Source organism: Palleronia sp., assembly GCF_042089775.1.
In the GTDB taxonomy this organism is placed as follows: Bacteria; Pseudomonadota; Alphaproteobacteria; order Rhodobacterales; family Rhodobacteraceae; genus Palleronia.
In genome coordinates this window covers 1-25,390 of sequence record NZ_JBELKF010000047.1, presented here as the reverse complement: position 1 = coordinate 25,390, position 25,390 = coordinate 1, and the positions used below count along the sequence as shown (strand labels likewise).

29 protein-coding genes, 1 tRNA gene and 1 pseudogene are annotated in these 25,390 nt (G+C 61.6%); 20 read left to right on the top strand and 11 right to left on the bottom strand.

Annotation, left to right across the window (positions count from 1 at the left end; genetic code table 11):
* The first annotated feature begins 186 nt into the window (after positions 1-186).
* From mdh to ACFDS3_RS12265, 12 genes are all read left to right on the top strand, one after another.
* Entirely contained in the window at positions 187-1,149 is a 963-nt protein-coding gene (mdh, locus tag ACFDS3_RS12320; RefSeq protein WP_375262648.1) for a malate dehydrogenase, read from the top strand.
* A gap of 230 nt (positions 1,150-1,379) precedes the next feature.
* On the top strand, positions 1,380-2,573 hold the full coding sequence (sucC, locus tag ACFDS3_RS12315; RefSeq protein WP_375262647.1) for an ADP-forming succinate--CoA ligase subunit beta: 1,194 nt from the start codon (positions 1,380-1,382) through the stop codon (positions 2,571-2,573).
* A gap of 58 nt (positions 2,574-2,631) precedes the next feature.
* Positions 2,632-2,925 carry a hypothetical protein gene (locus ACFDS3_RS12310; RefSeq protein WP_375262646.1) on the top strand — a complete coding sequence of 98 codons (294 nt, stop codon included), beginning with the start codon at positions 2,632-2,634 and terminating at the stop codon, positions 2,923-2,925.
* A 30-nt stretch (positions 2,926-2,955) separates the two neighbouring features.
* Positions 2,956-3,837 carry a succinate--CoA ligase subunit alpha gene (gene sucD, locus ACFDS3_RS12305; RefSeq protein ID WP_375262645.1) on the top strand — a complete coding sequence of 294 codons (882 nt, stop codon included), beginning with the start codon at positions 2,956-2,958 and terminating at the stop codon, positions 3,835-3,837.
* A gap of 127 nt (positions 3,838-3,964) precedes the next feature.
* Positions 3,965-4,492, top strand: a complete 528-nt coding sequence (locus ACFDS3_RS12300; RefSeq protein ID WP_375262644.1) for a DUF805 domain-containing protein — start codon at positions 3,965-3,967, stop codon at positions 4,490-4,492.
* Positions 4,493-4,586: 94 nt separating this feature from the next.
* A complete protein-coding gene (locus ACFDS3_RS12295; RefSeq protein WP_375262643.1) occupies positions 4,587-7,547 on the top strand; it encodes a 2-oxoglutarate dehydrogenase E1 component in 2,961 nt (986 codons plus the stop codon).
* Between the two features lie 4 nt (positions 7,548-7,551).
* Complete coding sequence (gene odhB / locus ACFDS3_RS12290; protein ID WP_375262642.1) at positions 7,552-9,108, top strand: 2-oxoglutarate dehydrogenase complex dihydrolipoyllysine-residue succinyltransferase; 1,557 nt, start codon at positions 7,552-7,554, stop codon at positions 9,106-9,108.
* Positions 9,109-9,179: 71 nt separating this feature from the next.
* Entirely contained in the window at positions 9,180-9,473 is a 294-nt protein-coding gene (locus tag ACFDS3_RS12285) for a hypothetical protein (protein ID WP_375262641.1), read from the top strand.
* Positions 9,474-9,493: 20 nt separating this feature from the next.
* Entirely contained in the window at positions 9,494-9,754 is a 261-nt protein-coding gene (locus tag ACFDS3_RS12280; RefSeq protein WP_375262640.1) for a hypothetical protein, read from the top strand.
* Between the two features lie 10 nt (positions 9,755-9,764).
* Positions 9,765-10,175, top strand: a complete 411-nt coding sequence (locus tag ACFDS3_RS12275; protein ID WP_375262639.1) for an MAPEG family protein — start codon at positions 9,765-9,767, stop codon at positions 10,173-10,175.
* 23 nt (positions 10,176-10,198) lie between these two features.
* Positions 10,199-11,587 carry a dihydrolipoyl dehydrogenase gene (lpdA, locus tag ACFDS3_RS12270; RefSeq protein WP_375262638.1) on the top strand — a complete coding sequence of 463 codons (1,389 nt, stop codon included), beginning with the start codon at positions 10,199-10,201 and terminating at the stop codon, positions 11,585-11,587.
* 79 nt (positions 11,588-11,666) lie between these two features.
* Entirely contained in the window at positions 11,667-12,080 is a 414-nt protein-coding gene (locus ACFDS3_RS12265) for a DUF2306 domain-containing protein (RefSeq protein ID WP_375262637.1), read from the top strand.
* A gap of 63 nt (positions 12,081-12,143) precedes the next feature.
* Here ACFDS3_RS12265 and ACFDS3_RS12260 read toward each other — a convergent pair whose 3' ends face one another.
* Entirely contained in the window at positions 12,144-12,800 is a 657-nt protein-coding gene (locus ACFDS3_RS12260) for a GntR family transcriptional regulator (protein WP_375262636.1), read from the bottom strand.
* A gap of 31 nt (positions 12,801-12,831) precedes the next feature.
* Complete coding sequence (locus ACFDS3_RS12255; protein WP_375262635.1) at positions 12,832-13,530, bottom strand: M48 family metallopeptidase; 699 nt, start codon at positions 13,528-13,530, stop codon at positions 12,832-12,834.
* Between the two features lie 107 nt (positions 13,531-13,637).
* On the opposite strand from ACFDS3_RS12255, the gene ACFDS3_RS12250 reads away from it, so the two are divergent.
* The 6 genes and pseudogenes from ACFDS3_RS12250 (at position 13,638) to drt3b (ending at position 18,386) form a co-directional block, all read left to right on the top strand.
* Entirely contained in the window at positions 13,638-13,964 is a 327-nt protein-coding gene (locus tag ACFDS3_RS12250) for a TIGR02300 family protein (RefSeq protein ID WP_375262634.1), read from the top strand.
* Positions 13,965-14,054: 90 nt separating this feature from the next.
* Positions 14,055-14,130, top strand: a tRNA-Ala gene (locus ACFDS3_RS12245).
* Positions 14,131-14,325: 195 nt separating this feature from the next.
* A pseudogene (locus ACFDS3_RS12240) lies at positions 14,326-14,995 on the top strand (transposase); the annotation flags it as partial.
* A 264-nt stretch (positions 14,996-15,259) separates the two neighbouring features.
* The gene (locus ACFDS3_RS12235) at positions 15,260-15,577 is read left to right on the top strand and encodes a hypothetical protein (RefSeq protein WP_375262633.1); all 318 of its coding nucleotides are present in this window, start codon (positions 15,260-15,262) and stop codon (positions 15,575-15,577) included.
* A 3-nt stretch (positions 15,578-15,580) separates the two neighbouring features.
* Positions 15,581-16,627 (top strand): antiviral reverse transcriptase Drt3a, encoded by a 1,047-nt coding sequence (drt3a, locus tag ACFDS3_RS12230; protein WP_375262649.1) that lies wholly within the window; start codon positions 15,581-15,583, stop codon positions 16,625-16,627.
* A 52-nt stretch (positions 16,628-16,679) separates the two neighbouring features.
* Entirely contained in the window at positions 16,680-18,386 is a 1,707-nt protein-coding gene (drt3b, locus tag ACFDS3_RS12225) for an antiviral reverse transcriptase Drt3b (protein WP_375262632.1), read from the top strand.
* A gap of 637 nt (positions 18,387-19,023) precedes the next feature.
* On the opposite strand, the gene ACFDS3_RS12220 is transcribed toward drt3b, so the two are convergent.
* The 3 genes from ACFDS3_RS12220 to ACFDS3_RS12210 form a co-directional block, all read right to left on the bottom strand.
* Entirely contained in the window at positions 19,024-19,425 is a 402-nt protein-coding gene (locus tag ACFDS3_RS12220; RefSeq protein ID WP_375262631.1) for a DUF6634 family protein, read from the bottom strand.
* 47 nt (positions 19,426-19,472) lie between these two features.
* Positions 19,473-19,874 carry a hypothetical protein gene (locus ACFDS3_RS12215; protein WP_375262630.1) on the bottom strand — a complete coding sequence of 134 codons (402 nt, stop codon included), beginning with the start codon at positions 19,872-19,874 and terminating at the stop codon, positions 19,473-19,475.
* Between the two features lie 77 nt (positions 19,875-19,951).
* Complete coding sequence (locus ACFDS3_RS12210) at positions 19,952-20,779, bottom strand: hypothetical protein (protein ID WP_375262629.1); 828 nt, start codon at positions 20,777-20,779, stop codon at positions 19,952-19,954.
* 84 nt (positions 20,780-20,863) lie between these two features.
* Here ACFDS3_RS12210 and ACFDS3_RS12205 point away from each other — a divergent pair, with 84 nt between their 5' ends.
* Complete coding sequence (locus tag ACFDS3_RS12205) at positions 20,864-21,136, top strand: helix-turn-helix domain-containing protein (RefSeq protein ID WP_375262628.1); 273 nt, start codon at positions 20,864-20,866, stop codon at positions 21,134-21,136.
* Between the two features lie 7 nt (positions 21,137-21,143).
* Here ACFDS3_RS12205 and ACFDS3_RS12200 read toward each other — a convergent pair whose 3' ends face one another.
* Both ACFDS3_RS12200 and ACFDS3_RS12195 read right to left on the bottom strand, forming a co-directional pair.
* Positions 21,144-21,374: a hypothetical protein gene (locus ACFDS3_RS12200; protein WP_375262627.1), complete on the bottom strand. Its 231-nt coding sequence runs from the start codon at positions 21,372-21,374 to the stop codon at positions 21,144-21,146.
* Positions 21,375-21,893 carry a hypothetical protein gene (locus tag ACFDS3_RS12195; protein WP_375262626.1) on the bottom strand — a complete coding sequence of 173 codons (519 nt, stop codon included), beginning with the start codon at positions 21,891-21,893 and terminating at the stop codon, positions 21,375-21,377.
* Here ACFDS3_RS12195 and ACFDS3_RS12190 point away from each other — a divergent pair.
* Positions 21,892-22,059 (top strand): hypothetical protein, encoded by a 168-nt coding sequence (locus ACFDS3_RS12190; protein ID WP_375262625.1) that lies wholly within the window; start codon positions 21,892-21,894, stop codon positions 22,057-22,059. The two genes, ACFDS3_RS12195 and ACFDS3_RS12190, sit on opposite strands and share 2 nt — an antisense overlap.
* Before the next feature lie 416 nt (positions 22,060-22,475).
* Here the strand turns inward: ACFDS3_RS12190 and mobC are convergent, their stop codons facing one another.
* The 4 genes from mobC to ACFDS3_RS12170 form a co-directional block, all read right to left on the bottom strand.
* A complete protein-coding gene (mobC, locus tag ACFDS3_RS12185; RefSeq protein ID WP_375262624.1) occupies positions 22,476-22,805 on the bottom strand; it encodes a plasmid mobilization relaxosome protein MobC in 330 nt (109 codons plus the stop codon).
* 1,079 nt (positions 22,806-23,884) lie between these two features.
* Positions 23,885-24,094, bottom strand: coding sequence for a MerR family transcriptional regulator (locus ACFDS3_RS12180; RefSeq protein WP_375262623.1), 210 nt, complete (start codon positions 24,092-24,094; stop codon positions 23,885-23,887).
* Between the two features lie 79 nt (positions 24,095-24,173).
* Entirely contained in the window at positions 24,174-24,932 is a 759-nt protein-coding gene (locus ACFDS3_RS12175) for a hypothetical protein (protein ID WP_375262622.1), read from the bottom strand.
* On the bottom strand, positions 24,913-25,390 hold a 478-nt coding region (locus ACFDS3_RS12170), incomplete at its 5' end, for a tyrosine-type recombinase/integrase (protein ID WP_375262621.1). The genes ACFDS3_RS12175 and ACFDS3_RS12170, both read right to left, overlap by 20 nt.

Here is a 25,390-nt window from a genome sequence, read left to right as displayed (position 1 = left end):
CCGTGAATCATGCGGGCCGCACAGCCTCAACCTGATTAATGGGTCCTGAGCCTAACTAGTGCCGGGCGCGTATTCGCCCGGCCGGTGGCCGCCCCTTAGGCGGCTGCCGTCATTTTACGTGGGCCTTGCCTTGCGCATCTGTTGCCCGTAACCCTCCGCGCGATTGCTCAACCAGCGGAGACTTCCATGGCCAGACCCAAGATCGCTCTCATCGGCGCGGGCCAGATCGGCGGCACCCTCGCCCACCTCGCCGCCCTGAAAGAGCTTGGCGACGTCGTGCTGTTCGACATTGCCGAGGGAACCCCCGAGGGCAAAGCCCTGGACATCGCCGAATCCGGTCCGTCGGAAGGTTTCGACGCGAAGCTGAAGGGCACGCAGGACTACGCCGACATCGCGGGCGCCGACGTCTGCATCGTCACCGCCGGCGTGCCGCGCAAACCCGGCATGAGCCGTGACGACCTTCTGGGCATCAACCTCAAGGTCATGAAGTCGGTCGGCGAAGGCATCCGCGACAATGCCCCCGACGCGTTCGTCATCTGCATCACGAATCCGCTTGATGCGATGGTCTGGGCCTTGCGCGAATTCTCGGGCCTGCCGCACAAGAAGGTCTGCGGCATGGCCGGCGTTCTCGACAGCGCCCGCTTCCGCCACTTCCTCAGCGTCGAATTCGACGTCTCGATGAAGGACGTGACGGGCTTCGTGCTGGGCGGCCATGGCGATACGATGGTGCCGCTGACCCGCTATTCGACCGTTGGCGGCATCCCCCTGCCCGACCTGGTCAAGATGGGCTGGACCTCGCAGGACAAGCTGGACGCGATCGTGCAGCGCACGCGCGACGGCGGCGCCGAGATCGTCGGCCTGCTGAAGACCGGCTCGGCCTTCTATGCGCCTGCTACCTCGGCGATCGAGATGGCCGAAGCCTACCTCAAGGACCAAAAGCGCCTGCTGCCCTGCGCGGCTTGGGTCGACGGCCAGTTCGGCCTCAAGGGCATGTATGTTGGTGTGCCGACGATCATCGGCGAAGGCGGGATCGAGCGCATCGTCGACATCTCGCTCAACAAGGACGAGCAGGAGATGTTCAACAAGTCCGTGGACGCCGTGAAGGGCCTCGTCGAAGCCTGCAAGGGAATCGACGAAACCCTCGCCTGACCGGCCATCGGTTGAGAACGATAAGCGTCCGGGCAGCCGCTCGGGCGCTTATTCATGCAGGCGATCATTCCGCACGCAGCGCCCTCCGCCCGTGATCACTGGCGCCAAGCGTGTGATCACAAAGCATGCCTGTTAGCGCGAAGCCGCGCATTTGCTCCCTTATTCATTTGATGCGGCACCTTCACGGTGGCAAAAGGCCCGGCAAACGGAACCAGCCGGAGTGCGTTCGCATGAACATCCACGAATACCAGGCCAAGGCGTTGCTGCGCGAGTACGGGGCCCCCGTCTCGGACGGCCGCGTCGTCACGAAGGCCGAGGAAGCCAAGACCGCCGCCGGAGAGCTCGATGGCCCGCTCTGGGTCGTGAAGGCACAAATCCACGCGGGCGGCCGCGGCAAGGGATCGTTCAAGGAAGCCGACGCCGGCGAAAAGGGCGGCGTGCGCCTGGCCAAATCGGTCGAGGAAGCCGCCGAGGAAGCCAAGAAGATGCTTGGCCGTACCTTGGTGACGCATCAGACCGGCCCCGCGGGCAAGCAGGTCAACCGCATCTACTTCGAGGACGGCTCTGACATCTCGCGCGAGCTTTACCTCGCGCTGCTGGTCGATCGTCAGTCCAGCCGCATCTCGTTCGTGTGCTCGACCGAGGGCGGCATGGACATCGAGGAAGTCGCAGCCAGCACCCCCGATAAGATCCTCAGCTTCGATGTCGATCCCGCGACGGGCTACCAGCCCTACCACGGCCGCCGCGTCGCCTTCTCGCTGGGTCTCGAAGGCCAGGCGATGAAGCAGTGCGTCAAGCTGATGGGCATCCTCTACCAGGCCTTCGTCGAAAAGGATATGGAGCAGCTCGAGATCAACCCGCTGATCGTGACCGAGGCGGGTGACCTGAAGGTGCTCGACGCCAAGGTCGGCTTCGACGGCAACGCGCTCTATCGCCACCCCGACATCGCGCAGCTGCGCGATGAGACCGAGGAAGACCCGAAGGAGCTTCAGGCGTCGAAGTACGACCTGAACTACATCGCTCTCGATGGCGAGATCGGCTGCATGGTCAACGGCGCCGGCCTTGCCATGGCCACGATGGACATCATCAAGCTGAAGGGGGCCGAACCTGCCAACTTCCTCGACGTCGGCGGCGGCGCCACGAAGGAGAAGGTGACCGAGGCCTTCAAGATCATCACGTCCGACAAGAACGTGAAGGGCATCCTGGTCAACATCTTCGGCGGCATCATGCGCTGCGACGTGATCGCGGAAGGCGTGATTGCGGCGGTCAAGGAAGTCGGCCTGCAGGTTCCGCTGGTGGTCCGGCTCGAGGGCACCAACGTCGAGAAGGGCAAGGAGATGATCAACTCCTCCGGCCTCGACGTGATCGCGGCCGACGACCTGAACGATGCGGCCGAAAAGATCGTGAAAGCGGTGAAGGGGTGACCCGAACGGCCTCGGCGACGTTAGCCCCGAGGCACACCTTTTTCCAAGGATCCGACAGATGAAAGCTCCGGCACATACCTCTCCGCTCCTCCTCGGCGCAGCCCTCGTCGGCGCAGGTCTTGTCCTGCGCAACTGGGAACCCGAGGCGCTCCGCCTTCCCGAGCGGCCTACGCGGCCGCACCTGGACCGCGGCGCGAGCCGGGCGGCGCGCAAGACGCGGGACCTGATTGCCCGGATCCTTCCCGGAAACCTGACCGGCTCCATCGGCCGGACCCTCGTCATCATGGGCGCGGGGCTCGTCCTCGTGCGCTTGCTGGATATGGCGGCGGACGAGCAGGAACAGCTCTTCTGACCGCTCCGACAGACCGAAAAAGGACCACGCATGGCCATTCTCGTCGACGAAAATACCAAGGTGATCTGCCAGGGCTTCACCGGCTCGCAAGGCACCTTCCACTCTGAACAGGCCATCGCCTACGGCACCAAGATGGTCGGCGGCGTGACCCCCGGCAAAGGCGGCCAGACCCACCTGGACCTGCCGGTGTTCGACAGCTGCCACGAAGCCGTCGCCAAGACCGGCGCGAATGCCTCCGTCATCTACGTGCCGCCCCCGTTCGCCGCTGACTCGATCCTCGAGGCGATCGACGCCGAGATCCCGCTCGTCTGCTGCATCACCGAGGGCATCCCGGTGCTCGACATGATGAAGGTCAAGCGCGCCCTCGAAGGGTCGAAGACGATCCTCATCGGCCCGAACTGCCCCGGTGTCATCACGCCGGGCGCCTGCAAGATCGGCATCATGCCCGGCCACATCCACAAGCGCGGCAAGGTCGGCGTCGTGTCCCGTTCGGGCACCCTGACCTACGAGGCGGTCAAGCAGACCACCGATGTCGGCCTCGGCCAGTCCACCTGCGTCGGCATCGGTGGCGATCCGATCAAGGGCACCGAGCATATCGACGTGCTGGAGTGGTTCCTCGCCGATGACGAGACCGAGGCGATCATCATGATCGGCGAGATCGGCGGCTCGGCCGAAGAGGAAGCCGCTCAGTTCCTCGCCGACGAGCGCAAGAAGGGCCGCTGGAAGCCGACCGCCGGCTTCATCGCCGGCCGCACCGCCCCTCCGGGTCGCCGCATGGGCCACGCCGGCGCCATCGTCGCGGGCGGCAAGGGCGACGCCGAATCGAAGATCGCGGCCATGGAAGAGGCCGGGATCGTCGTTGCCGACAGCCCCGCCTCGCTTGGTCAGGCGGTCGTGAAAGCCATCGGCTGACGCCGAACCATCTGCCGGGGCACCCTGCCCCGGCCCCACTCCCCGGACGCAGAATGCGACGAGCGGCAGAAACAGACGCTGAAATGCCATCGGCCAACCGCCTCGTCGCACATGCGGTGGGGTGCGGATGACCTTCACCCGCGCCGTCTCCCGCTGCTTTCGGAACTACCTCACCTTCTCGGGCCGCGCCCGGCGCAAGGAATACTGGTACTTCGTCCTGTTCATCTTTCTCGGCAGCATCGTCTGCGGGCTCATCGACACCGCCTTGTTCAACACCGAGCATATCGAGACCGTCTCCGGCACGATCGAGGTCGAGAACAACGGACCCGTCGCGACCGCCTTCGGACTGGCCACGCTGATCCCAGCCGTCTCGGCCGGGTGGCGGCGCATGCATGACACCGGGCGCTCGGGCCTCTACCTCGTCTATCCCGCGATCGTGGTCATTGGCGTCGGACTGCTTGCCGGGATCATCGCAGGGTTTGCGCCGCTCGCCGTCGGGGATTTCGGCGCCGTCGTGTCTGGCGGCTCTGCCCTGATCCTGGGCGTCGCGCTCTTCGTCGCGTTCCTCTCTCCGCTTCTGGTGATCTGGTGGCTGACGCGCCCCGGCGACCCGCGGGAAAACGCCTACGGGCCCCCTCCGGCCGCCATGGATTGAGCCCGATGCATCCTCTCTTCACGTTTTCAGGTTACCACTGTTGCCCAAACGCCCCCATGGCAACACATACGGCCCACTCCCCAGAGGTGACACCATGACCGAACACTCCCGCAACGACGTCTTTCGCGCGTCGTCCTTCATGCAGGGCCAGAACGCAGAGTATCTCGAACAGCTCTACGCCCGCTATTCCGACGACCCCGGCTCGGTGGACGAGGAATGGCAGGCCTTCTTCGCCCAGCTCGGTGACGAGGGGAATGCGAAGGCCGAGGCGGATGGTCCCTCCTGGGCGCGGCGCGACTGGCCCCCGCAGCCGAACGACGATCTGACGCACGCGCTGGACGGCGACTGGCCCTCCGCGCCCGAGGCGGACGGGCGCGCAATCGCCGAGAAGATCGCCAAGAAGGCGGAAACGGGCGGTCAGAAGATCGACCAGTCGCAGATCCGCAGTGCGGTGCTCGATTCCGTGCGGGCGCTCATGCTGATCCGGGCTTATCGCATCCGCGGTCACCTGGCCGCCGACCTCGATCCGCTCGGGCTGCGGGACGTGGGGGATCACCCCGAGCTTGACTACCGCTCCTACGGCTTCACCGAGGCCGATCTGGACCGCAAGATCTACCTCGACAACGTGCTGGGGCTCGAGATCGCAACCCTGCGCGAGATCCTCGACCTGGTGAAGCGCACCTATTGCGGCACTTTCGCGCTGCAGTACATGCACATCTCCGACCCCGAGCAGGCCGCCTGGCTGAAGGAGCGGATCGAAGGCTACGGCAAGGAGGTGAAGTTCACCGAGACCGGCCGCCGCGCGATCCTCAACAAGCTTGTCGAGGCCGAGGGCTTCGAGAAATTCCTCCACGTCAAGTACATGGGCACCAAGCGCTTCGGCCTCGACGGCGGCGAGGCGCTGATCCCCGCGATGGAACAGATCATCAAGCGGGGCGGTGCGCTCGGCGTGAAGGAGATCGTCATCGGAATGCCCCACCGCGGGCGCCTCTCGGTACTCGCCAACGTCATGGGCAAGCCCTACCGCGCGATCTTCAACGAGTTCCAGGGCGGCAGCTTCAAGCCCGACGACGTCGAAGGCTCGGGTGATGTGAAGTACCACCTCGGCGCCTCTTCGGACCGCACGTTCGACGACAACTCGGTGCACCTGTCGCTGACCGCGAACCCCTCGCACCTCGAGGCGGTGAATCCCGTCGTTCTCGGCAAGGCCCGCGCCAAGCAGGACCAGCTGAACGACCCCGAGCGCACGTCGGTGCTGCCGGTGCTTCTGCACGGCGATGCGGCCTTCGCCGGCCAGGGCGTGGTGGCCGAGTGCTTCCAGCTGTCGGGCATTCGCGGCCACCGGACGGGCGGCACGATCCACATCGTGGTGAACAACCAGATCGGTTTCACCACGTCGCCGGCCTTCTCGCGCACCTCGCCCTACCCGACCGACATCGGGCTGATGGTCGAAGCGCCGATCTTCCACGTCAACGGCGACGATCCCGAGGCAGTGGTCCACGCAGCCAAGGTCGCGATCGAGTTCCGGCAGAAGTTCCACAAGGACGTGGTCATCGACATGATCTGCTACCGCCGGTTCGGGCATAATGAGGGCGACGAGCCCATGTTCACGAACCCGGCGATGTACAAGACGATCAAACAGAAGAAGACGACGCTGTCGCTCTATTCCGAGCGGCTGGTGAAGGAAGGCCTGGTCCCCGAGGGCGAGATCGAGGACCTGAAGGCCCAGTTCCAGTCGCTGCTGTCGGACGAGTTCGAGGCCGGGAAGGAATACAAGCCCAACAAGGCGGACTGGCTCGACGGCCGTTGGTCGCACCTCGACAAGGAGGGCAAGAAGTACCAGCGCGGCAAGACGGCCATCAAGGAAGAGACGCTGCAAGAGATCGGGAACTCGCTGACCACGGTTCCCGAGGGCTTCAACCTGCACAAGACGATCGGCCGCCTATTCGACGCCAAGCGCAAGATGTTCGAAAGCGGCGAAGGCTTCGACTGGGCCACGGCCGAGGCGCTCGCCTTCGGGTCGCTCGTGCTCGAAGGGTATCCGGTGCGCCTGTCGGGCCAGGATTCCGGGCGCGGCACGTTCTCGCAGCGGCACTCGGCCATTGTCGACCAGAAGACCGAGGATCGTTACTACCCGCTGAACGACATCCGCGGCGGGCAGCGCCAGTACGAAGTCATCGACTCGATGCTGTCGGAATACGCAGTGCTCGGCTTCGAATACGGCTACAGTCTTGCTGAACCGAACGCCCTGACCCTTTGGGAAGCCCAGTTCGGCGACTTCGCAAACGGCGCGCAGATCATGTTCGACCAGTTCATCTCCTCCGGCGAGTCGAAGTGGCTGCGGATGTCGGGCCTCGTCTGCCTGCTGCCCCACGGCTACGAGGGCCAGGGCCCCGAACATTCGTCGGCGCGTCTGGAACGGTTTCTTCAGCAATGCGGGCAGGACAACTGGATCGTGGCGAACTGCACCACCCCCGCCAACTACTTCCACATCCTGCGCCGGCAGTTGCACCGCTCGTTCCGCAAGCCGCTGATCCTGATGACGCCGAAATCGCTTCTGCGTCACAAGATAGCCGTCTCGAAGACCGAGGATTTCGTGACCGGGTCGTCCTTCCACCGCGTTCTGTGGGACGATGCCGAACACGGCAATTCCGACCTGCAGCTCGCCGCCGACGACAAGATCGAGCGCGTCGTGATGTGCTCGGGCAAGGTCTACTACGACCTCCTGGAAAAGCGCGATGCCGAGGGGCTGGACAACGTCTACCTGCTGCGGCTCGAGCAGTTCTATCCCTTCCCGGCCCACAGCCTCGTGAAGGAGCTAGAGCGGTTCAAGCAGGCCAAGATGGTCTGGTGCCAGGAAGAGCCGAAGAACCAGGGCGCCTGGAGCTTCGTCGAGCCCAACCTCGAATGGGTGCTCTCGCGGTCCAAGGCCGATTGCAAGCGCCCGGAATACACCGGCCGTCCCGCCATGGCGGCGCCTGCCACCGGCCTCGCCTCCACGCACAAAGCCCAACAAGAGGCGCTCGTGAATGCGGCGCTCGGAATTGAAGGATAAGACCATGACCGAAGTTCGTGTGCCCACCCTGGGAGAATCCGTGAGCGAGGCGACCATCGCCACCTGGTTCAAGAAGCCGGGCGACGCCGTCGAGGCGGACGAGATGCTCTGCGAGCTCGAGACCGACAAGGTGACGGTCGAGGTTCCCTCGCCCGTTTCCGGTACGCTTGACGAGATCGTGGCGCAGGAAGGCGAGACGGTCGGCGTCGATGCCCTGCTCGCCCATATCGCCGAGGTTGGCAACGCCGGCCCCGAAGAGACCATGCCCCGGTCCGACGAGGACAAGCAGGGCGGCTATTCCGGCTCGGACACCGAAAAGCCATCCGAGGAAAAGCCCGCGCAGGACGATTCGGAGGGCCAGGAGGTCGAGGTCATGGTGCCCGCCCTTGGGGAAAGCGTCAGCGAGGCGACCATCGCAACCTGGTTCAAGAAGGAAGGCGACACCGTCGAGGCCGACGAGATGCTCTGCGAACTGGAAACCGACAAGGTCTCGGTCGAAGTACCTGCGCCGGCTGCCGGGACGCTGACGAAGATCCTCAAGCAGGAAGGCGACACCGTCGAGGCCGGCGGTCAGCTTGCCGTCATGACCCGCGGTGGCTCGGCCCAGCCGAAGCAGGAGGCCAAGCCGGAAGCGAACGAGAAGCCTACGCAGCAGGGCGATGCGCAGAAGTCGGGCGAAGATGCCCCCTCGGCGAAGAAGCTGATGGCGGAAAAGAACCTCTCGGCCGACCAGGTGCAGGGCTCGGGCAAGGACGGCCGCATCATGAAGGAAGACGTGCTGAAGGCGCTGGAAGGTGGCCCGACGGCCGGGGCGCCCAAGGCCGAAGCTCCCAAGCGCGCGCCCTCTCCGGCCGAGGACGCCGATCGCGAAGAGCGGGTCAAGATGACCCGCCTGCGCCAGACGATCGCCAAGCGACTGAAGGATGCGCAGAACACCGCGGCCATGCTGACCACCTATAACGAGGTGGACATGACCGAGGTCATGGCGCTGCGGAACGAGTACAAGGAGCTCTTCGAGAAGAAGCATGGCGTCCGCCTGGGCTTCATGTCCTTCTTCACCAAGGCGTGCTGCCACGCCCTGAAGGAAGTGCCCGACGTAAACGCCGAGATCGACGGGACCGAGGTCGTCTACAAGAACTTCGTTCACATGGGCATCGCGACCGGAACGCCGCAGGGCCTGGTCGTCCCGGTCATCCGCGACGCCGACGCAATGTCCTTCGCCGAGATCGAGAAGGCCATCGCCGAGAAGGGCAAGAAGGCCCGCGACGGCAAGCTGTCGATGGCCGACATGCAAGGCGGTACGTTCACCATCTCGAACGGCGGTGTCTACGGTTCGCTGATGTCCTCGCCGATCCTGAACCCGCCGCAGTCGGGCATCCTCGGGATGCACAAGATCCAGGAGCGCCCGATGGTGGTGGACGGCCAGATCGTCGCCCGTCCGATGATGTACCTCGCGCTGAGCTACGACCACCGGATCGTGGACGGCAAGGGCGCCGTGACCTTCCTCGTGCGCGTGAAGGAGGCACTCGAGGATCCGCGCCGCCTGCTCATGGACCTGTGAGCACCTTCGCCCACCATCGCTCCGCCCCTTCTCGGGGCGGAGCCTTCCGCCCGTGGGGCGCAGCGGTGCTCATGGCGGCGCTTGCCGCTTGTGCAGGGCCGGCCCTTCCGCCGGACGTGACCGTCCGGCACACGGCTTCGACTGAAACGGCGGGAAACGGCGCACGGTGGCACCTCTTCCTGTTCAATCCGCGTCAGCCGCGCACGTTGGACGAGCGGATTCGCCTCGCCAAGGCGCAGGTTGCGACGGAACGAGGTTGCCGCTGGATCGACCGCCCACGAGCCGAGATCGAAGAGCGTACGCGACAGCAAGGCGCTGCCTACGCCGAGACTCTTCTCGCGGCGCCGCTGATCTGCGATAGCTGAGCCTTTCAAGAGGGATCGTCATGCAGTTGCTTATCCGTTTCGATACCAACGACCGCCCCGCCTTTCGCGACGCCTATGACGCGGCCCGCGAGGATCGCGACCGGGCCGGGCTCACCCAGCTTCAGCTTTGGGAAGAAGCCGAGAACCCTGAACGGGTCTGGGCGCTTTACGGCGTGTCGGACCAGGACAAGGCGCGCGGCTGGTTGACCCGCACCGCCGCCCTCGCCCCGCATGTGCGCGAGCTCGAAACGCACTTCCTCGCGACGGCGACAGCGCCATGAGCCATGTCCGATGACCCAGGAACTGCTCGTCCTCGTCCTTGCCGGGCTTCTGCAGGTGATACAGTTCGGCCTCTATGCCGTTCCCGCGAACCTCGAGCTGGGGCCGGGCAAGACGATGTCGCCCCGCGATCCCGAGCGCCTGTCGAAACCGCTGATGGAGCAGGTCTCGACCCGGACGGGCCGCCTCGCCCGCGCCTACCAGAACCACAACGAGGCGCTGCTGCTGTTCGCGGTCGCCGTGCTCGTCATCACCCTGTCGGGCCAGTCCAGCTGGTTCACCGCCGCCTGCGCATGGGCTTACCTCGTCGCGCGCATTCTCTATGTCCCGGCCTATGCCAATGGCTGGGTCCCCGGCCGCTCGCTCATCTTCGCGATCGGCTGGCTCGCCACCGTCCTCATGCTACTGGCCGCGCTTATCTGACGCGGCTCACGAAGGAGACTCACATGTCCAGCTACGACGTCATCGTTATCGGCTCTGGCCCCGGCGGCTATGTCTGCGCCATCCGCTGCGCGCAGCTCGGGCTCAAGACCGCCTGCGTGGAGGGCCGCGAGACGCTGGGCGGGACGTGCCTGAACATCGGCTGCATTCCCTCGAAGGCGCTGCTCCACGCGACCGAGATGCTGCACGAGGCAGAGACGAACTTCGAGAAGATGGGCCTCAAAGGTAAATCCCCCAGTGTAGACTGGCAGCAGATGCAGGCCTACAAGGACGACACGATCGCCCAGAACACCAAGGGGATCGAGTTCCTCTTCAAGAAGAACAAGGTGGACTGGCTGAAGGGCTGGGGTTCGATCCCCGAGGCCGGCAAGGTCAAGGTCGGCGACGAGGTCCACGAAGCGAAGAACATCGTGATCGCCTCGGGCTCGGTGCCCTCGTCGCTGCCGGGCGTCGAGATCGACGAGGAAATCATCGTGTCCTCGACCGGCGCGCTGTCGCTGGGCAAGATCCCCAAGAAGATGGCCGTGATCGGCGCCGGTGTCATCGGGCTCGAGATGGGGTCGGTCTATGCCCGCCTAGGTGCCGAGGTGACGGTGGTCGAGTATCTCGACACGATCACGCCGACGATGGACGGCGAGGTGCAGAAGCAGTTCCAGAAGATCCTCGCCAAGCAGGGCATGAATTTCATTCTGGGCGCCGCCGTGAAGGGCGTCGACGTCAAGAACAAGAGGGCCAAGGTCAGCTATGCGCTGAAGAAGGACAACAGCGACGCGACGCTCGACGCGGACGTGGTGCTCGTCGCGACGGGGCGCAAATCATACACCGACGGGCTGGGCCTTGGCGAGCTTGGCATCGAGATGACGGATCGCGGTCAGGTCAAGACGGACGGCCACTGGGCGACCAGCCTGAAGGGCATCTACGCCATCGGCGACGCGATCACCGGCCCGATGCTGGCCCACAAGGCCGAGGACGAGGGCATGGCGGTGGCCGAGGTGCTTGCGGGCAAGCACGGCCACGTCAACTACGGCGTCATCCCCTCGGTCATCTACACGCACCCCGAGGTTGCCAGCGTGGGCCAGACCGAGGCCGAGCTGAAGGACGCGGGCATCCCCTACAAGGCGGGCAAGTTCTCGTTCATGGGCAACGGTCGCGCCAAGGCCAACTTCTCAGCCGACGGCTTCGTAAAGATCCTCGCCCACAAGGAAACCGACCGCATCCTTGGCGCGCATATCATCGGCCCGATGGCCGGCGACCTGATCCACGAGATCTGCGTCGCGATGGAGTTCGGCGCCGCGGCGCAGGACATCGCCTTGACCTGCCACGCGCACCCGACCTATTCGGAAGCCGTGCGCGAAGCGGCTCTGGCTTGTGGAGACGGCGCGATCCACGCTTGACCCGATCGGCGGGGTCACACCGTCGCTGGAAAGAGGGACCGCCCTGCCCGGGGCGGCCCTTGCACCATAGGGGGGGCCGATGTCGCTGTCTCCGCTCTTCCAGTCTTTGTCGCCAATCCCCTCGCACGCGATCGTGGCGCTGATCGGTCTTTGCCTCGGGCTATGGCAAATCGTCGGGGCGAAGGGTACGTCCCGGCATCGCATCGTCGGCTGGCTCTTCGTGCTCGCCCTGGCCTATGTGGCGCTCAGTGCGCTCTTTATTCATACCCTGCGAAACTTTGGGATCTGGAGCCCCATTCATCTGCTCATCCCGATCACCCTATGGGGTCTGTGGCGCGGCGTCCGGCATGCGCGCTCGGGGCGGATCAGGGAGCATCGCCAGTCGATGCTGTCGCTCTTCCTTCTGGCCCTCGTGGTCACGGGTGCGTTCACCCTCTACCCCGGTCGCGTGATGCACGCGGTCGCGTTCGGCGCGAAGACCACCGTACACTAACGTTCCGCACGAAAAAAACTCCGGCTGTCCGACAATTCACCATCCCGGAACGACGGCGGTCCTCTACCCCGCGAGGATCATCCGTAGTCCCTGCGTCACGTCCTGACGCACGGCAAGGCGCAGCCCCGGCTCGTCCCCCGCCTTCAGCGCCGCAACGATCAGGCGATGCCCCGCAGGCACCGAGGTCCGCCCCAGCCGGCCGTAGAGCTTGCGCATGGTCGGGCCGAGCTGCAGCCAGACGGTTTCGGCCATCGCGAGCATCGCGGGGGCCTGGGCCCGCAGGTAGAGCATCCGGTGGAATTCGAGGTTCAGCCGGATATAGGCAACCGCGTCGTGCTTGGCGATCGCGTGGGCGATGGCGGTGTTCTGCGTCTCCATCCGGTCGATCAGGGCCAGGTGCGCACGGGGCAGTGCGCGCGAGGCGAGTTCAACCTCCAGCAGCGCGCGCAGGGCGGCAAGCTCTTCAATGCGGTCGGGCGTCAGCTCGGGCGTGGTCACGCGACCCGAGGGCGACAGCGACAGCGCCCCTTCGGCCGCAAGCCGCCGGACGGCCTCGCGCGCGGGGGTCATCGACACGCCGTACTCCGCCCCGATCCCGCGCAGAGTCAGCGCCTGTCCAGGCGCCAGTTCTCCGTGCATGATGCGGGTCCGCAGCGTGCGGTAGACCCGGTCATGGGCAGGAAGCGACTGTGGCGGCTCTGGACGGGGCTGTATCAGCATGTCCCGGTGATGCGCCCGCACGGATCCGCCGTCAATCGGCCGCGAACCGCCACGCGTGCAATGCGCCGCCGTTCGCGCGCAACCAGTCGCGATGCACGCGCCAGTCGGGGCGGGTCCGTTCGACCGTCGCCCAAAAGGCGCGCGAGTGGTCCATGTGGCGCAGATGCGCCACCTCGTGCGCCGCCACATAGTCCAGGACGTCCGCCGGTGCCATCACGAGGCGCCACGAGAACATCAGGTCCCCGCGCCCCGTGCACGACCCCCAGCGCGAGCGCGTATCGCGCAGGGTCAGCCGCCCCGGCGAAAGCCCCAGCGCCGCGGCATGGTGCGCCACCGAAACCGCCAGCCGCTCGCGCGCCAGCGTTTTCAGGATGGCCGCGACCTGCGGCCCTGCCGGCCGCGCAGGAGAGACGCGGATGCCGTCGCGGTCGATCCCCGGCTTCCCGGCGCTCACGGCCCGTAGAGCGCCCTCGACCGGGACACCAACCCCAACCCCGACCGCGCGTACCGGAGCGACTTGCGCAACTTGCGCCCGGATCCAAGCGGCCTTCTGCACGGCGAACCGCATGGCCTCGGCCTCCGAGACGCCCACCGGCCGGGTCAGCGAGATGCGTCCATCCAGCGACGACACCCTGAGCGTGACCCGCCGCGCCTGCGCCGAGCGGCGCAGCACGATCTCGACCGGCGGATCGCCGGGCAACACCTTCACATGCGTCTGCTGCGCGCCCATGTCGGTCGCTCTACCGCCCCGCGCGGTTCGGGGAAAGGCTTTGACAGGCCCTTAGTGCTGTGGCAGGGGACGGCGATCCCGATACAACGCTATTTTATGAGGGTGCCATGCCCAAGGAAGAATGGGGAACGAAGCGGATTTGCCCGACCACGGGCAAGCGCTTCTATGACCTGAACCGCAATCCGATCGTATCGCCCTACACCGGCGAGGTCGTGCAGCTGGACACCGGCAAAGGCAGCCGGACGATGCTGGCCGACAAGGCCGACAAGAACAGCCGCAAGGATCAGAACGAGGACGAAGAAGACGTCGTGCTCGACGAGGACGATTCGGACACGGATGTCGATCTGGGCGACGATGTTCTCGAGGATGACGAGGACGACAACGTCTCGCTGGACGAAATCGCCGACGTTTCGGACGACAACAACGACGACTGAAAAACTTGGCTCCGGGGGCGAATTTTTCGCTTGAACCACCCCCGGAACCTCCTTAGAGAGCGCCCTACGCCACGGCGACGCGGCGCAAACGGGCCCTTAGCTCAGCTGGGAGAGCGCCTGCATGGCATGCAGGAGGTCAGCGGTTCGATCCCGCTAGGGTCCACCAAATCTCCATAGAAATTCACCAGATAATTCAGCCTTTTCCGTTAGGGAAGTTTCCTCTGCAACGGATACCGGCGTCGAAAGCGGTCTTCTGCTGCGCCACGCCTGAGCGTCAGCAACGCAGAGATACTGTCGAAAAAGGCCGTTGCCTGGCGTTCGGGGCTGCGATGCTCTCGTTCTGAGAGTGGAGGGCATCGCGATGATGGGGCTAAGGCAAGTCGCGCAGGGCGCGCTGTTTTACGAGTTGTCGGTCGAAGGGTTTGTGCCTCTGGATCACCCGGTGCGCGATATTGACTTGTTCCTTGATCTGTCTCATGTGCGGCCGCTGCTGGCGCCTTTCTACAGCTCTGGCGGCCGCCCGTCGATCGATCCCGAACTGATGGTCCGTATGTTGCTGCTGGGCTATTGCATGGGCATCCGGTCTGAGCGTCGGCTCTGCGAAGAGGTCCATGTCAATCTGGCGTATCGGTGGTTAACAGGCTCGATCTGACCGACGCAGTGCCCGATCATTCAACATTTTCCAAGAACCGCCACGGCTGCTTTCGCGAGAGCGGCCTGTTTCGGCATCTTTTCGAGACCGTCCTGCAACGTTGCATGGATGAAGGTTTATTCGGCGGTCACAGCTTCGGCGTCGAGGCCAGCCTGATCCCGGCGAATGCCGATCAGACACGCGGCATCGACAGCAAGAAGAGCCTCCGCCGGACCTCACGTCCCGCGCCGTGGACGAATATCTTGAAACACTCGACGGTGAGCTTGCGAACGCCTTCGGCGCAGCAACCGACGCCATTTCCGAATACATCTCGCCGGTGGACCCGGCCGCGCGCTGGACGGGTGCCGATGGCGGTGCCGCCTACTTTGCCTATTCCACCGCTCGAGATATCTCGCAGGAAACTCTCTGACCTGAGCCCCAGCTTCCCTCCGGCCTTACGGAGGGTCCGCCGGTTGATGTCTGGCGCTACGCGGCGCGTATTGCCACGAAACCTACCCCATGCGGCAGACATACTGGTAGCCCCACCCGCTCACTTCAGCGGCGTGCTTCAGCCGCGTCGTCGTCATGTTCATCAGCGCGCCATTGAAAAGTACGAGGAAAAACGTCTAGTCTTCTTCAAAATTCAGAGATTTACGAGGCACCGTTGCGCGACCAGAGCTTTTCAGCAAAGAATTTTCGCTACATCTCAGAAGCTGAGAAACGCAAAGGACGGGTGTACGATCAGAAGCTCTTCCCCAGCGTCAAGGCGAAAACCGACGTCCTCCGTGACCTCATTCAAGAGGCAAAGGATTTCCGAAAGCGCCATACGGGAAAGTACTCCGCCTCAGATCAGGCGATATTCGACGACATCAAGAGGCGTCGGGAGGAGGCGCGATCTGACCGCGACAACACGCTCCTCGAGGAGTTAGAAAAAGTATCGCACCAGGTTTCCAAGCGCTCGTTTCAAGTTAACCTCATTTAGAGGATTGGGCCAAAAGGAAAGCCGGTTTACACGACTGACAACACGAGTCCGGCTGAGTATTATGCCTTAAAAAACCTAGATCGGAACATTAGCGGCCTGTACAAGGTTTCACCAGAAAACAGAAATCAGGTTGTATCTCAGCTGGTCGGGTTCCTGAGCGAAGGCTTTCCATATCACATCGTCAGAACGGATATCAAAGATTTCTTTGAAAGCATCCCGCACGACAGGATTCTCTCAAAAATAAAAGGTGACCAACTAGTTAGCCAAGCATCCCTTCGTCTTGTGTCTCAGGTTCTAGATAGCTTCGCAACCATTTCTAGGACGCCAGGAGTCGGTTTGCCGAGAGGGGTCGGCCTCAGCTCCTATCTCTCGGAGCTGTACATGAGAGATTTGGATGCCCGAATGAGGGAGCATCCCGACGTCGTCTTTTACGCCCGTTATGTAGACGACATCGTGGTTCTGTACACTGCGCCACCCCAGATCGATTGCCGGTCCCATCTGAGTGCAATCAGGTCGCTCGTGTCCGAAAAAGGGTTAGCACTGAATGATACAAAGACGGACCAGTCGCCGCTGACCGATGGTGGCCGCCCAGAAGGGAGAGGTGCTTGGAGCTTCGAATATCTCGGGTACAAATTTACATTTAAGGACGGCCTGGAAGTGGGCCTGAGCGAAAGTAGGCGGGCTAAGTATAAGGGTCGGTTGGCCGCGAGCTTCTCAAACTATGAAAAGCAGCGGGCAAAAAATCAGAAAGCAGCCTATCGATTGCTTGTGAAGAGAGTGCGGCTTCTTGCGGGAAACACACAGCTGACACACAATAAGAGTAACGCCTACGTCGGTATCTACTTCAGCGATACTCACCTCACGCTGGATAAAGACCTGAATGACTTAGATGTTGAGCTAAGAAGGGCCACGGCCAGGTTGGCGAGCGCAAGCCTTAAAGGTCGTCTGAACAGCCTCTCGTTCAAGAAAGGATTCTCGGAAAGGATCTTCCGAAGGTTCCATCGCCGGGGCGAATTTGCTCAGATAACCAAGGCGTGGTCGTATGAGTAAGAGATCAAAGCGCGTCAAGATTCAAACAAAAACTCGGTATCAGCGTCCGGTCTTGACGGATGTTCTTCCATTTGAAGTTCCTCCGTCATTCTCCAATGGCGTATACTTCTACTTCCTATCGAAGTACAACGTCCGAACAGTTGAAAAGGGGAAAGAGACTTGGGTCACCTGGGAGGCAAATGGATCGCTCGCAGATACTGCAATTTCAGCCTTCTTCGCTGTAACAAGAAAGAACCCGAGCAACTTCCGGACCGAGACAAAGCAGGTGGACGGGAAGACAGTGCGCGTGCGCGAGTGGAAGCTCGGCAAAACGTGGACACAACCATATCATTTTAAGATTTCACACAAGGAAACCGAGTTCCGTCAGCTCTCTATACCGCACCCCCAAAACCAACTTCTGGTCGCGAGCTTCTACCACGATTACGGCCCCCTCATCATCTACGAGTGCAGCAAAAGCCATTATTCTATAAGGCGACCGGCTGCGGTCGCTCGCACCGCACGCTTCAAGGATCGCTTGTTCCTCGAAAGAGAGTCCGCAGATCGGGACAGCGTAGAGCAGAGGGACGCGGAGTATAAGAATATTGGGTCGTACTTCACCTATGAGAGTTATAGCAATATTTTCAGATTCTATGAGAATAGGGCATACTTGAATGCGGAGAAGAAGTTCGGTCGGCTGCTGAAGTTGGATATCTCGAGTTGCTTTGACAATATTTACACTCAATCGATTGTATGGTCGGTCCTGGGGCATGAAGCTGCGAAAGAGGACATTGATGCCACAAGAGGCACCTTCGGAGACGTGTTTGACAAAGTGATGCGATACATGAATCGCGGGGAGACAAACGGCATCTTGATTGGTCCGGAGTTCTCGCGGATGTTCGCCGAGATACTCGTGCAAGAAGTTGATCGAAAGCTCGAGACTGCGCTGTGGGATGAGCACAGTATAAGACACAGGGTAGATTATGAAATCTACAGGTATGTTGATGATTACTTCGTCTTTACAGATGATCCAAGCAACGAAGATATTATCCGAGCTCACCTCGGCGCGCACCTAAAGGAGATTAAGCTCTCCCTGAGCAAGGAGAAAGCGCTGAGTTTCGATCGACCGATCATCACGCCTCTCACTATTGCTAAGAATAGAGTGAGCGGCGTCTTGAAGGATTGGATTCGCATCGAAGAGGTTTTGGTTGCAGACCCTGATGATCCTGACGAGAAAATTAAGCACTTCAAGCTGTCGTGTCAGTCCGTTTCTTTGATTGTCGACTTCAAGACTGTGGTTCACGAAACGGGAGTCTCCTACAAGGATGTTCTTAACTACTCTCTGGCGTCGGTGGAGAAGAGGGTGGAGCAGTTTTTCAAGCACCATGAGAGGAATCACATGGAGCTTAGAAAGGAGCCGGAGCTCGCAAGAGCCTTGATTGGTCTGCTGGACTTTGTGTTCTTTGCCTACGCTGCCGCACCACGGGTTAACTTTTCGGTTCGACTGACCAGGATTGTTTGCAGTATAGTTGATGGCCTGCACCGAACAGGGGTCGCCCGCGACCTAAAGGATCACGTATTAAAGTTTGCATTTGACAATATTCACCGCCACATAAAGACGAAGCCGATCGATCGGTTCAGGGAGATTGAAACCCTTTACCTTATCCTGGCAGTTGAGAAGCTTGGGCGCACTTATATGCTTCCTCAGGACGTCTTGGCACACTTCTTTGGTATTGATAGAGATCATGGCGGAAGCTTCTTCAGAAAGCGGAGACTGACCTAATTCTCCATTTCCGTTTGCCTGCTTATCATAAAGAATAGAGGGCGGTACAGTGAGCTGAAGCGCTACTTGGAGAGCGAGATTCGGCAAAAATTTTCCGAGCGTTCCGCCTATTTGAGGAGTGATGCAGAGCTCGTGATCGCCTTTATGGATCTTCAGTGCTGCCCGTATATATCGAGGAAGTTGAAGATGGAGCTGGCTGAAACAATATGGATTCGGTGTTTTTGACGCACCGTTCTTGAGCAATGTGACGAAGTACTGGTTCACAAACTGGGAGTCGTTCAACCTATCGATTGAGCTTGACAAAAAGCGGGCTCGTGAGGTCTATTGACGCCAGAGCTGCGCCCGAACTAGATTGTCTATTTGCTTTTCAAAGTGAAGAATGCGGCAAACACACAAGCTCCGCGACCTGTCCGTCTATGAACGGCGGCAGTCTTGGCCGGTGGTTGGGGCTTCCACCGGCCTCTACATCGCTCCGTGGATGACCAGCCTGTGAACGAGCAGTGGAATAGACGCCTGTGGCGTCTGCCCCCTCTTCCTCCCTTGCCTTTTGGTGGGCGATGTCGGTCGAGGGGGCGGGAGCCAGTTCCGGCCCGCTCGCATCACGACGGGCTGTAGGGACGGAACTGGCGGCGGTAGATCAGGTGCCTACCCTATACTGGTCTCGCCACTCCCTGCGCTGGCGCTCAAGCCGAATGTCGGCGCTCAGCAGGGCTTCCCTCCGGGCCTGGTCTGGGACTGTTGCGTCAACCGGTACCTTTCTCAGCTGACCAAGGCGATACCAGCGCGAGATCGAGCGAAGCCAACCGCGCTGCCGATCAAAGTCGTAGGCGTACCCGAGAACTGGAGAAGTAGTGACCCAAGGATCTGAGATCGTGGGATGCCCGCTCACGTCTCCATCCGCTCGAACGACATCGCCGTCGCGCCAGATCAGGAACCAGTTGTTGATAGCTGGCGCGTCATCGAGCTCACCTGGTTGCGGGCCGGCCTCTGCTTCGGCGATGGCAGACAGAAGCGCTCGTGCGGTTACGTACTGTAGCATCATCGAGCTCCTCGAAGCCGTTTGGACGCAGCTTAGCCAGAAGCGGCTCACTCTTGGAGATCGCTGCCATAGTCGTCGTCGAAGTGCAGGGAGCCAGCGGGACCGCAGTCATATGCAAGAAGCTTTAGAAGTACGACATTCTGGGTCAACCCAACCTCGTCAGCCTGCACTCCCGGCTTGCGGACGTGAATGTCCCAGAGGCCATCCGGGTGCGGGACCAACTCGATTGCGCATTCGCCCATCTTGTCACCGAGGGCAACCTTGCCGCTGTCCGAGTCCACCTGCATTTCAGTGAATGTTTCGCAGTGCCCGTGGATCGGCGGAAACGCCCTAAGAAACCGTTGCCTCGTTTCCTCTGATGTCGAAGGTCCGGGGGAATCCCAGCGAGCATCATCAACAAGCATCAACGTGCTTCCGAAGAGCTCACGGTACATGTTCTGGACCTCCATCGGGTCCGCCCAGTCTGCCATTCGTGTCATAGGTCCAGATCCGAGTTCAGGGCGGGGGACGACAGCGCTTGCATGATCTAGCGGTCGACCTCGGCACGGTGCTGGCGTGCCAGGTCATAGTCTTCAAGGGCGAACTCGATGGTGCTGGTCTCAGGGCCGCTCCGATAGGTGATCTCGTAGGTCGCCACACAGCCGGGCATGATTGCGTCCGCGAGATCGCGGGATTGTCTGAACTCGTACTTGATCGACGAGCTGAAAAGACCGCTTGTTTCGCATGTGCGGAACTCGCGCTGCCTCGTACGGTCCGCACCGAGCTGCTCAACGAGGGTCTGAACAGGCTGTGCGTCAAGATCGGGAATGAAACCCTCAGTGCTCCATGCGTAGATGAGGGTCACTGATTGTCCTTGCATACGGATAGCGGAAGCCGGTCCGTACAAGTCTTCCAGCTGCGCCTTCAGCGCAAGCGGTTCAGGCAGGTCAGCGGAGGGTTGTCTCAGCACACGAAAGATCGCAAGCGGCCGCTTCTCGAAGACCTCTGTCGCCAGCATCGCTGTGATGTGGTCCTGGGGAGCGTTGGACAGACGCCCCTGCATGCCTACGTCACCGATCTCCCGCGTGGCTTCATAGCTCGGCTCCAAGACCTGCCCCTCCTGGGACTGGACACGCATACGGAGCTCGGTCCCTGTCGCCTCCGCCTCTGATCGGTCATCGAAGAGGGCCGCGACATCCGAGAGCGGATCACCGGGACGCAGCCCGAGGAGTTCGTAGGGATAGGGGCGTGCTGCCAGATCACCCGCGGCTTCGAGCTGATCAGCGGTAGCAGGCGCTGAAGCAACCAGACAGGCCGCTACATTTGCGAGTACATGCGGCATTGCCCCACCGAGGGCGTTGAACACTGATCTCATCTCAAAGCCTCCTAATATCCTATAATGGGATAATACCAGAACAGGATTACGCGGCAAGGGAATGACCTTGTTGAAGAGCCGCAATTGGCGCGTAGTCTCAGAACACCCGCGCACCTGGCGCTCCTCCAGGCGCTGACCGACGCCCGAAAGGCGGCAGGAATGACCCAGCAGCAACTGGCTGACCGCATGAAGCGGCCGCAGTCCTTTGTCGCGAAAGTGGAAGGGGGCGAGCGTCGCCTAGACGTCGTCGAATTCGCCGAATGGTCGATCGCACTCGGTGCGAACTATAGCGACCTGCTTGGGCCAGTGCTGCGCTCTGTCGCCGGTGAAGACTCGGCAGCGTCGTCGAGCTCTTGACCGCGGCTTACCGGTTTCTGAGCCGGAACCCCCGCGCCGGTTTCTGCGGGGAGGTGAGCTGAGGCCGCGAAGCGTTTTCCAAGGAGCCTTCCAAGTCGCTCAAGGACTCTTGCAAGTCCTTTTGCAACTGCGCGAGCATGCGCTCTTGTTCGGCCAATCTCGTCATGCAGTCGGTGACGCCTTTGCCGAGTTCTTCGACGCAGCTCAGCAACTCGCGCTCCAAGTTCGTCAGGGCCATCTACTCCTCCACGCGCTGAATGCAGATTCGACCACTGCCATTGCCAATCGGGCAGTGGACCACGTTCACGTTGGGCGGCAGAAGAGTCACTTGCCCAAGGCCGCCCGGTCCCCGCACGCTGCGGCTGCCCTGAAGTGCCGACGGGACTGGTGGCTGGGGTGTCGTCACTTGCTGCTGGCCGTTGATCATCATCGTTACTGCCAGGAAGGCACCTCCGAAGCTCATCACCGTCGCGAGAACCGCGCCGGCGAGGAAGGTCGTCAGCCCCCGGGTCGCGATCAACTGGCTCAGCTTCCGGGATTGCGCCTCCAGCCTCTTGATCCGGTTCTCCAACTGATCCCCGGTCTCTTCGGTCTGGCGCAAAAGCGCCTGCATCCGCTGCCCGATCGCCTGCTTCAGGCTGTCGGTATCGCTCGACATTGTATCGAAGGCGCTTCTGACGATGATCCTCCACTCGCCGCTCAAGCTCTTCAACTGAGATTCCAGCAAGCCGAGCTGAGACGCCAGCAGGTTGTCCATGTTCGCCTGGATGCGCGGGTTCAGCTTGCTCTGCGGTATAGTTTTCATCGAAGATCGCTCCTTTTGGGCGCCAGCGCTGGCCGGTGTCGGGATCAAGGACGGTGAGGTAGGCCTTGCTCTTGCGGGGCAGCTCGAAGCCCATGTCGCTCAGAGCTTCGATCATTGAAGCGCGGTCGCGGATTGCGCCGATCCCGATTTGGCTCGCGATCCACTCATGCAGCTGCTCCCGCGTTGCCGCGCGATCTGCGGCTTCCGGCAAGGCTCGGATTTGTTGCGCGGCGAAATCCTCGAAGTCTTGGATGACGGCGCGCTGCTGCTCATCAGTCGGCGCGTCCTCTGCCGCGAAGCTGATCACGCCGGATTTGTAGCGCAACTGATGCGGCACTGCGTCGATGAGCGCCTGCATCCGCGCGGTGTCCCCCTCGATCACCTCGGGCGGTACGGCGCGACGCTCTTACGCCTGCCGCCCTCGCGCATCGCAGATGGGGTTCCGGTGCTCGTCGTAGCACTTCACCGTCTCAGCGATCAGGCAATCGACCGCGGGAGCGGCGGTGCCCCGGCCATGGTGGAAGAACTTCACCATCATCGGCGGCCGTTCTCACGCAGGGCGTCCAGTTGCCGTTCTATGGCAACCAGGGAAGCGGAAATGGCCAGCACATCCAGCTGGTCATAGACCCGTACTTTGCGCGCCGCGTTCAGAGCACGCGCGATCTGGTTCATGTTGGCCCCGATGCGCGACAAGGCCACCAGCAGGTCAGGGTCGGCCTCCGGGACCACTTTCCGATGGCCGCTACGGACCAAGGGCAACCGCTCTCGCAGCAGCTCGGCCAGCGGACGGCGGGCACGGCGAGCCTCCGCATCGAGGCGGGCCTTTTCAGCAGGGGAACACCGGAACGCGGCGGTTTCAGTCAACGTCTCGGCGTATTTGGGTGACCTGCTCTTAGCGGGGTTTGAAGGGGGCGCCGCCCCCTCACAAGCTCCCGTGTGAAACACGGGTGACCTTGCTCTCTTCCTAGGATCAAGTTGATCGGACACCGGTCACACGCGGTTTGCCAAGAGGGACTGCACCATTGCGCTGTTCAAGGTTTCAGGCAAAGGACGGCGGTGAGGGCTCTGCCCATCTTTTTCTATTTCTTTATCTCTTTCTCTTTGTGGCGCCAGCGTCCGAACAGGGTGGGGGGAGGGAGCCAACACCGTGCCTCGACCTTGGTATGGCCCACCTGACACTACCTCCAATTGCACATCCGTTGGTCGCGCCGGAAAGCCACTGATGACATTCTGAAATTCAAACGAGATGGCTGCGCCGTGCTGTCGGCATTCCTCCTCCAGCATGGGGCGGAGGTCCTCGTACATCGTCCATGCATCAGCAAGAAATCTTCGGATCTCCTCTACCACCCGCCCCCCGTGCTGGCTCGCAGGCTTGAAGGTTTTGGTCTGCAGAAGACATCCGATCGAGAATTGCGCCACCGCCCTGCGAGACATGTCGGAGACCGGCAGTCCACCGGACAAAATGGCGGGCGACCTGGCGCGTGTGGTCAGCGTTCTTCGGGCAGTTCGCAGACCTGAACCACCCGCAAATTCTGATCAGTTCGGCATCCGGGTCGTATTCGATGAGGCCAGCATGACACAGCCTTGCCAATGACGCCCTGACGTCAGGGATAGAGAGCTTGGTCTCGTCGGCGATGAGGGAGACAGGATACCTGAAGAGCCCACAGAAATTGGCTTGGGCGCTGAGGTGGGCCGTGAAATAGAGGTTGCGATCAAAACAGTTGACGAGCTCTCGGAACGCTCGAACGTGGAGGATGGACGTGTTCAACATAGCGAAGGTTTTTTTGGCCATCGGACATACCTTTCCTAACGGCGCCATTGCTCGTGGGCCGAAAATGCCGCTGGGGCACTTGAATTAAGGTTGAAAAGACGGGCGCGAATGGCCTACAAAGATGGTGCAGACAGTACTTTGCAAGGCCCCGCCCCGTGCGGGGTTTTGTTTGTCAGGCTGCCTCGGTGGTCGTGACCCGTACACTGTTCACCCAAGAATTCAGGCCGTGGCCGTCGTATTTAATCCGGCGGCCAAAGCATAGGTATGCGGGACCAACACCCTTGTGCCGCCACTGAGCGCGTTTGGACTTCGGCGCGATCAGGTCGAGCTCAACGTCATTATCATCGTAGATACGTTCGGGATCGAAGTACTTCCGTTCCATAGCACACTCCATGTGTTTCAACTGAAGCCAAGATCATTGAAGCGTCCCCCGCCGTCACGGGGGAAACGCTATACAACTCCTATGGATACCACCTATCCAACTGATCGTAATACATTTTAAGGCCTTCACGGCCTATGCGAAGGTCGTCTTCATCGTTGGCGCACTTGGCGGCGTGTAGGGCTGGTCGGTAGAAATGCATATCGATCCCGATCACCTCGTACAGCTCAGCTAGGCACTCAGGGTAACGCCCTATCGCGATCTCTGGGTCTGGGCCCGCAGTGATCTCATGGTCTGTGTAGAATTCGACGATGGCGCGCAGGCGAAGGGCGACACGACGCGCTCGGACCTTGCCCGTTCTCTGCCCCGCACGCTTAACTTCGACATCGAAGATCTCTCGCAGTTCGTCAATGACGCGCGTCACGGTATCCGTTTCGTGTTTCATTGCCTCCTTCACCAGGATGGAAACCGGGGTTCCCAGTGAAATTGCCAAATTACACGCTTCTTCCCACATTTCTTGGGCGCGCTTCGAGTTCTTCTGCTTGGCGGCGGCGGCAAGTTTCACCGATGCCTTGCGAAGACAATCGCGCGCTTTGCGTGACTGCCCACTGCCGTATCCTCTGCCCAAATCAGACCAAAGTGGGTCCTCATGGTCGTTGGAAATCAAAGCTGCTGTGAAGAGCATGTGCTCTACTTCCAGCTCCAGGCCGATCCAGTTCTCGAGTGCGGCGCCGATCCTTTCCAGCATCCGGATGTAGTAGAATTCAAAGTTGGATTCGTTCCTGTCTGACGCGCTCGGATCGAGGCCAGGATAGAGATGATCAGCACTGCGAGGCCACATGGGAGCACCACCTTTCCATTAGCTCGCGGCGTTTCTGGAGTAGGTCCGAGCGAGCGTATGCTCGCTCGACTTCGTTGCCGACCTTATGGCCGAGGCTCATTTCCGCCACCTCGCGGGGTGCGCTTGCCTCTTCTGACGCCCAGTCCCTGAATGTCGAACGGAAACCGTGGACAGTGATGTTGTCCGTCTGCATGCGCCGCAGCAACATGAGCATTGACATATTGGAGAGAGGCTTGTGCCGTTTCTGCCCTTCGAACACACATGCGGATCTGAGCGCCTTCAGCGGCTCAACAATCGCGATCATCTGCGCTGTTAGGGGCACGCGATGCTCTGCGCCAGTCTTCGTTCGACCCTCAGGGATCGTCCAAATACACTCATCGAAGTCAAACTCACCCCAGGCCGCGGTCGTGTCTCGGATCTGGTGGAAATTCCCTGGCGACGCGCTCCGGGCATTTGAA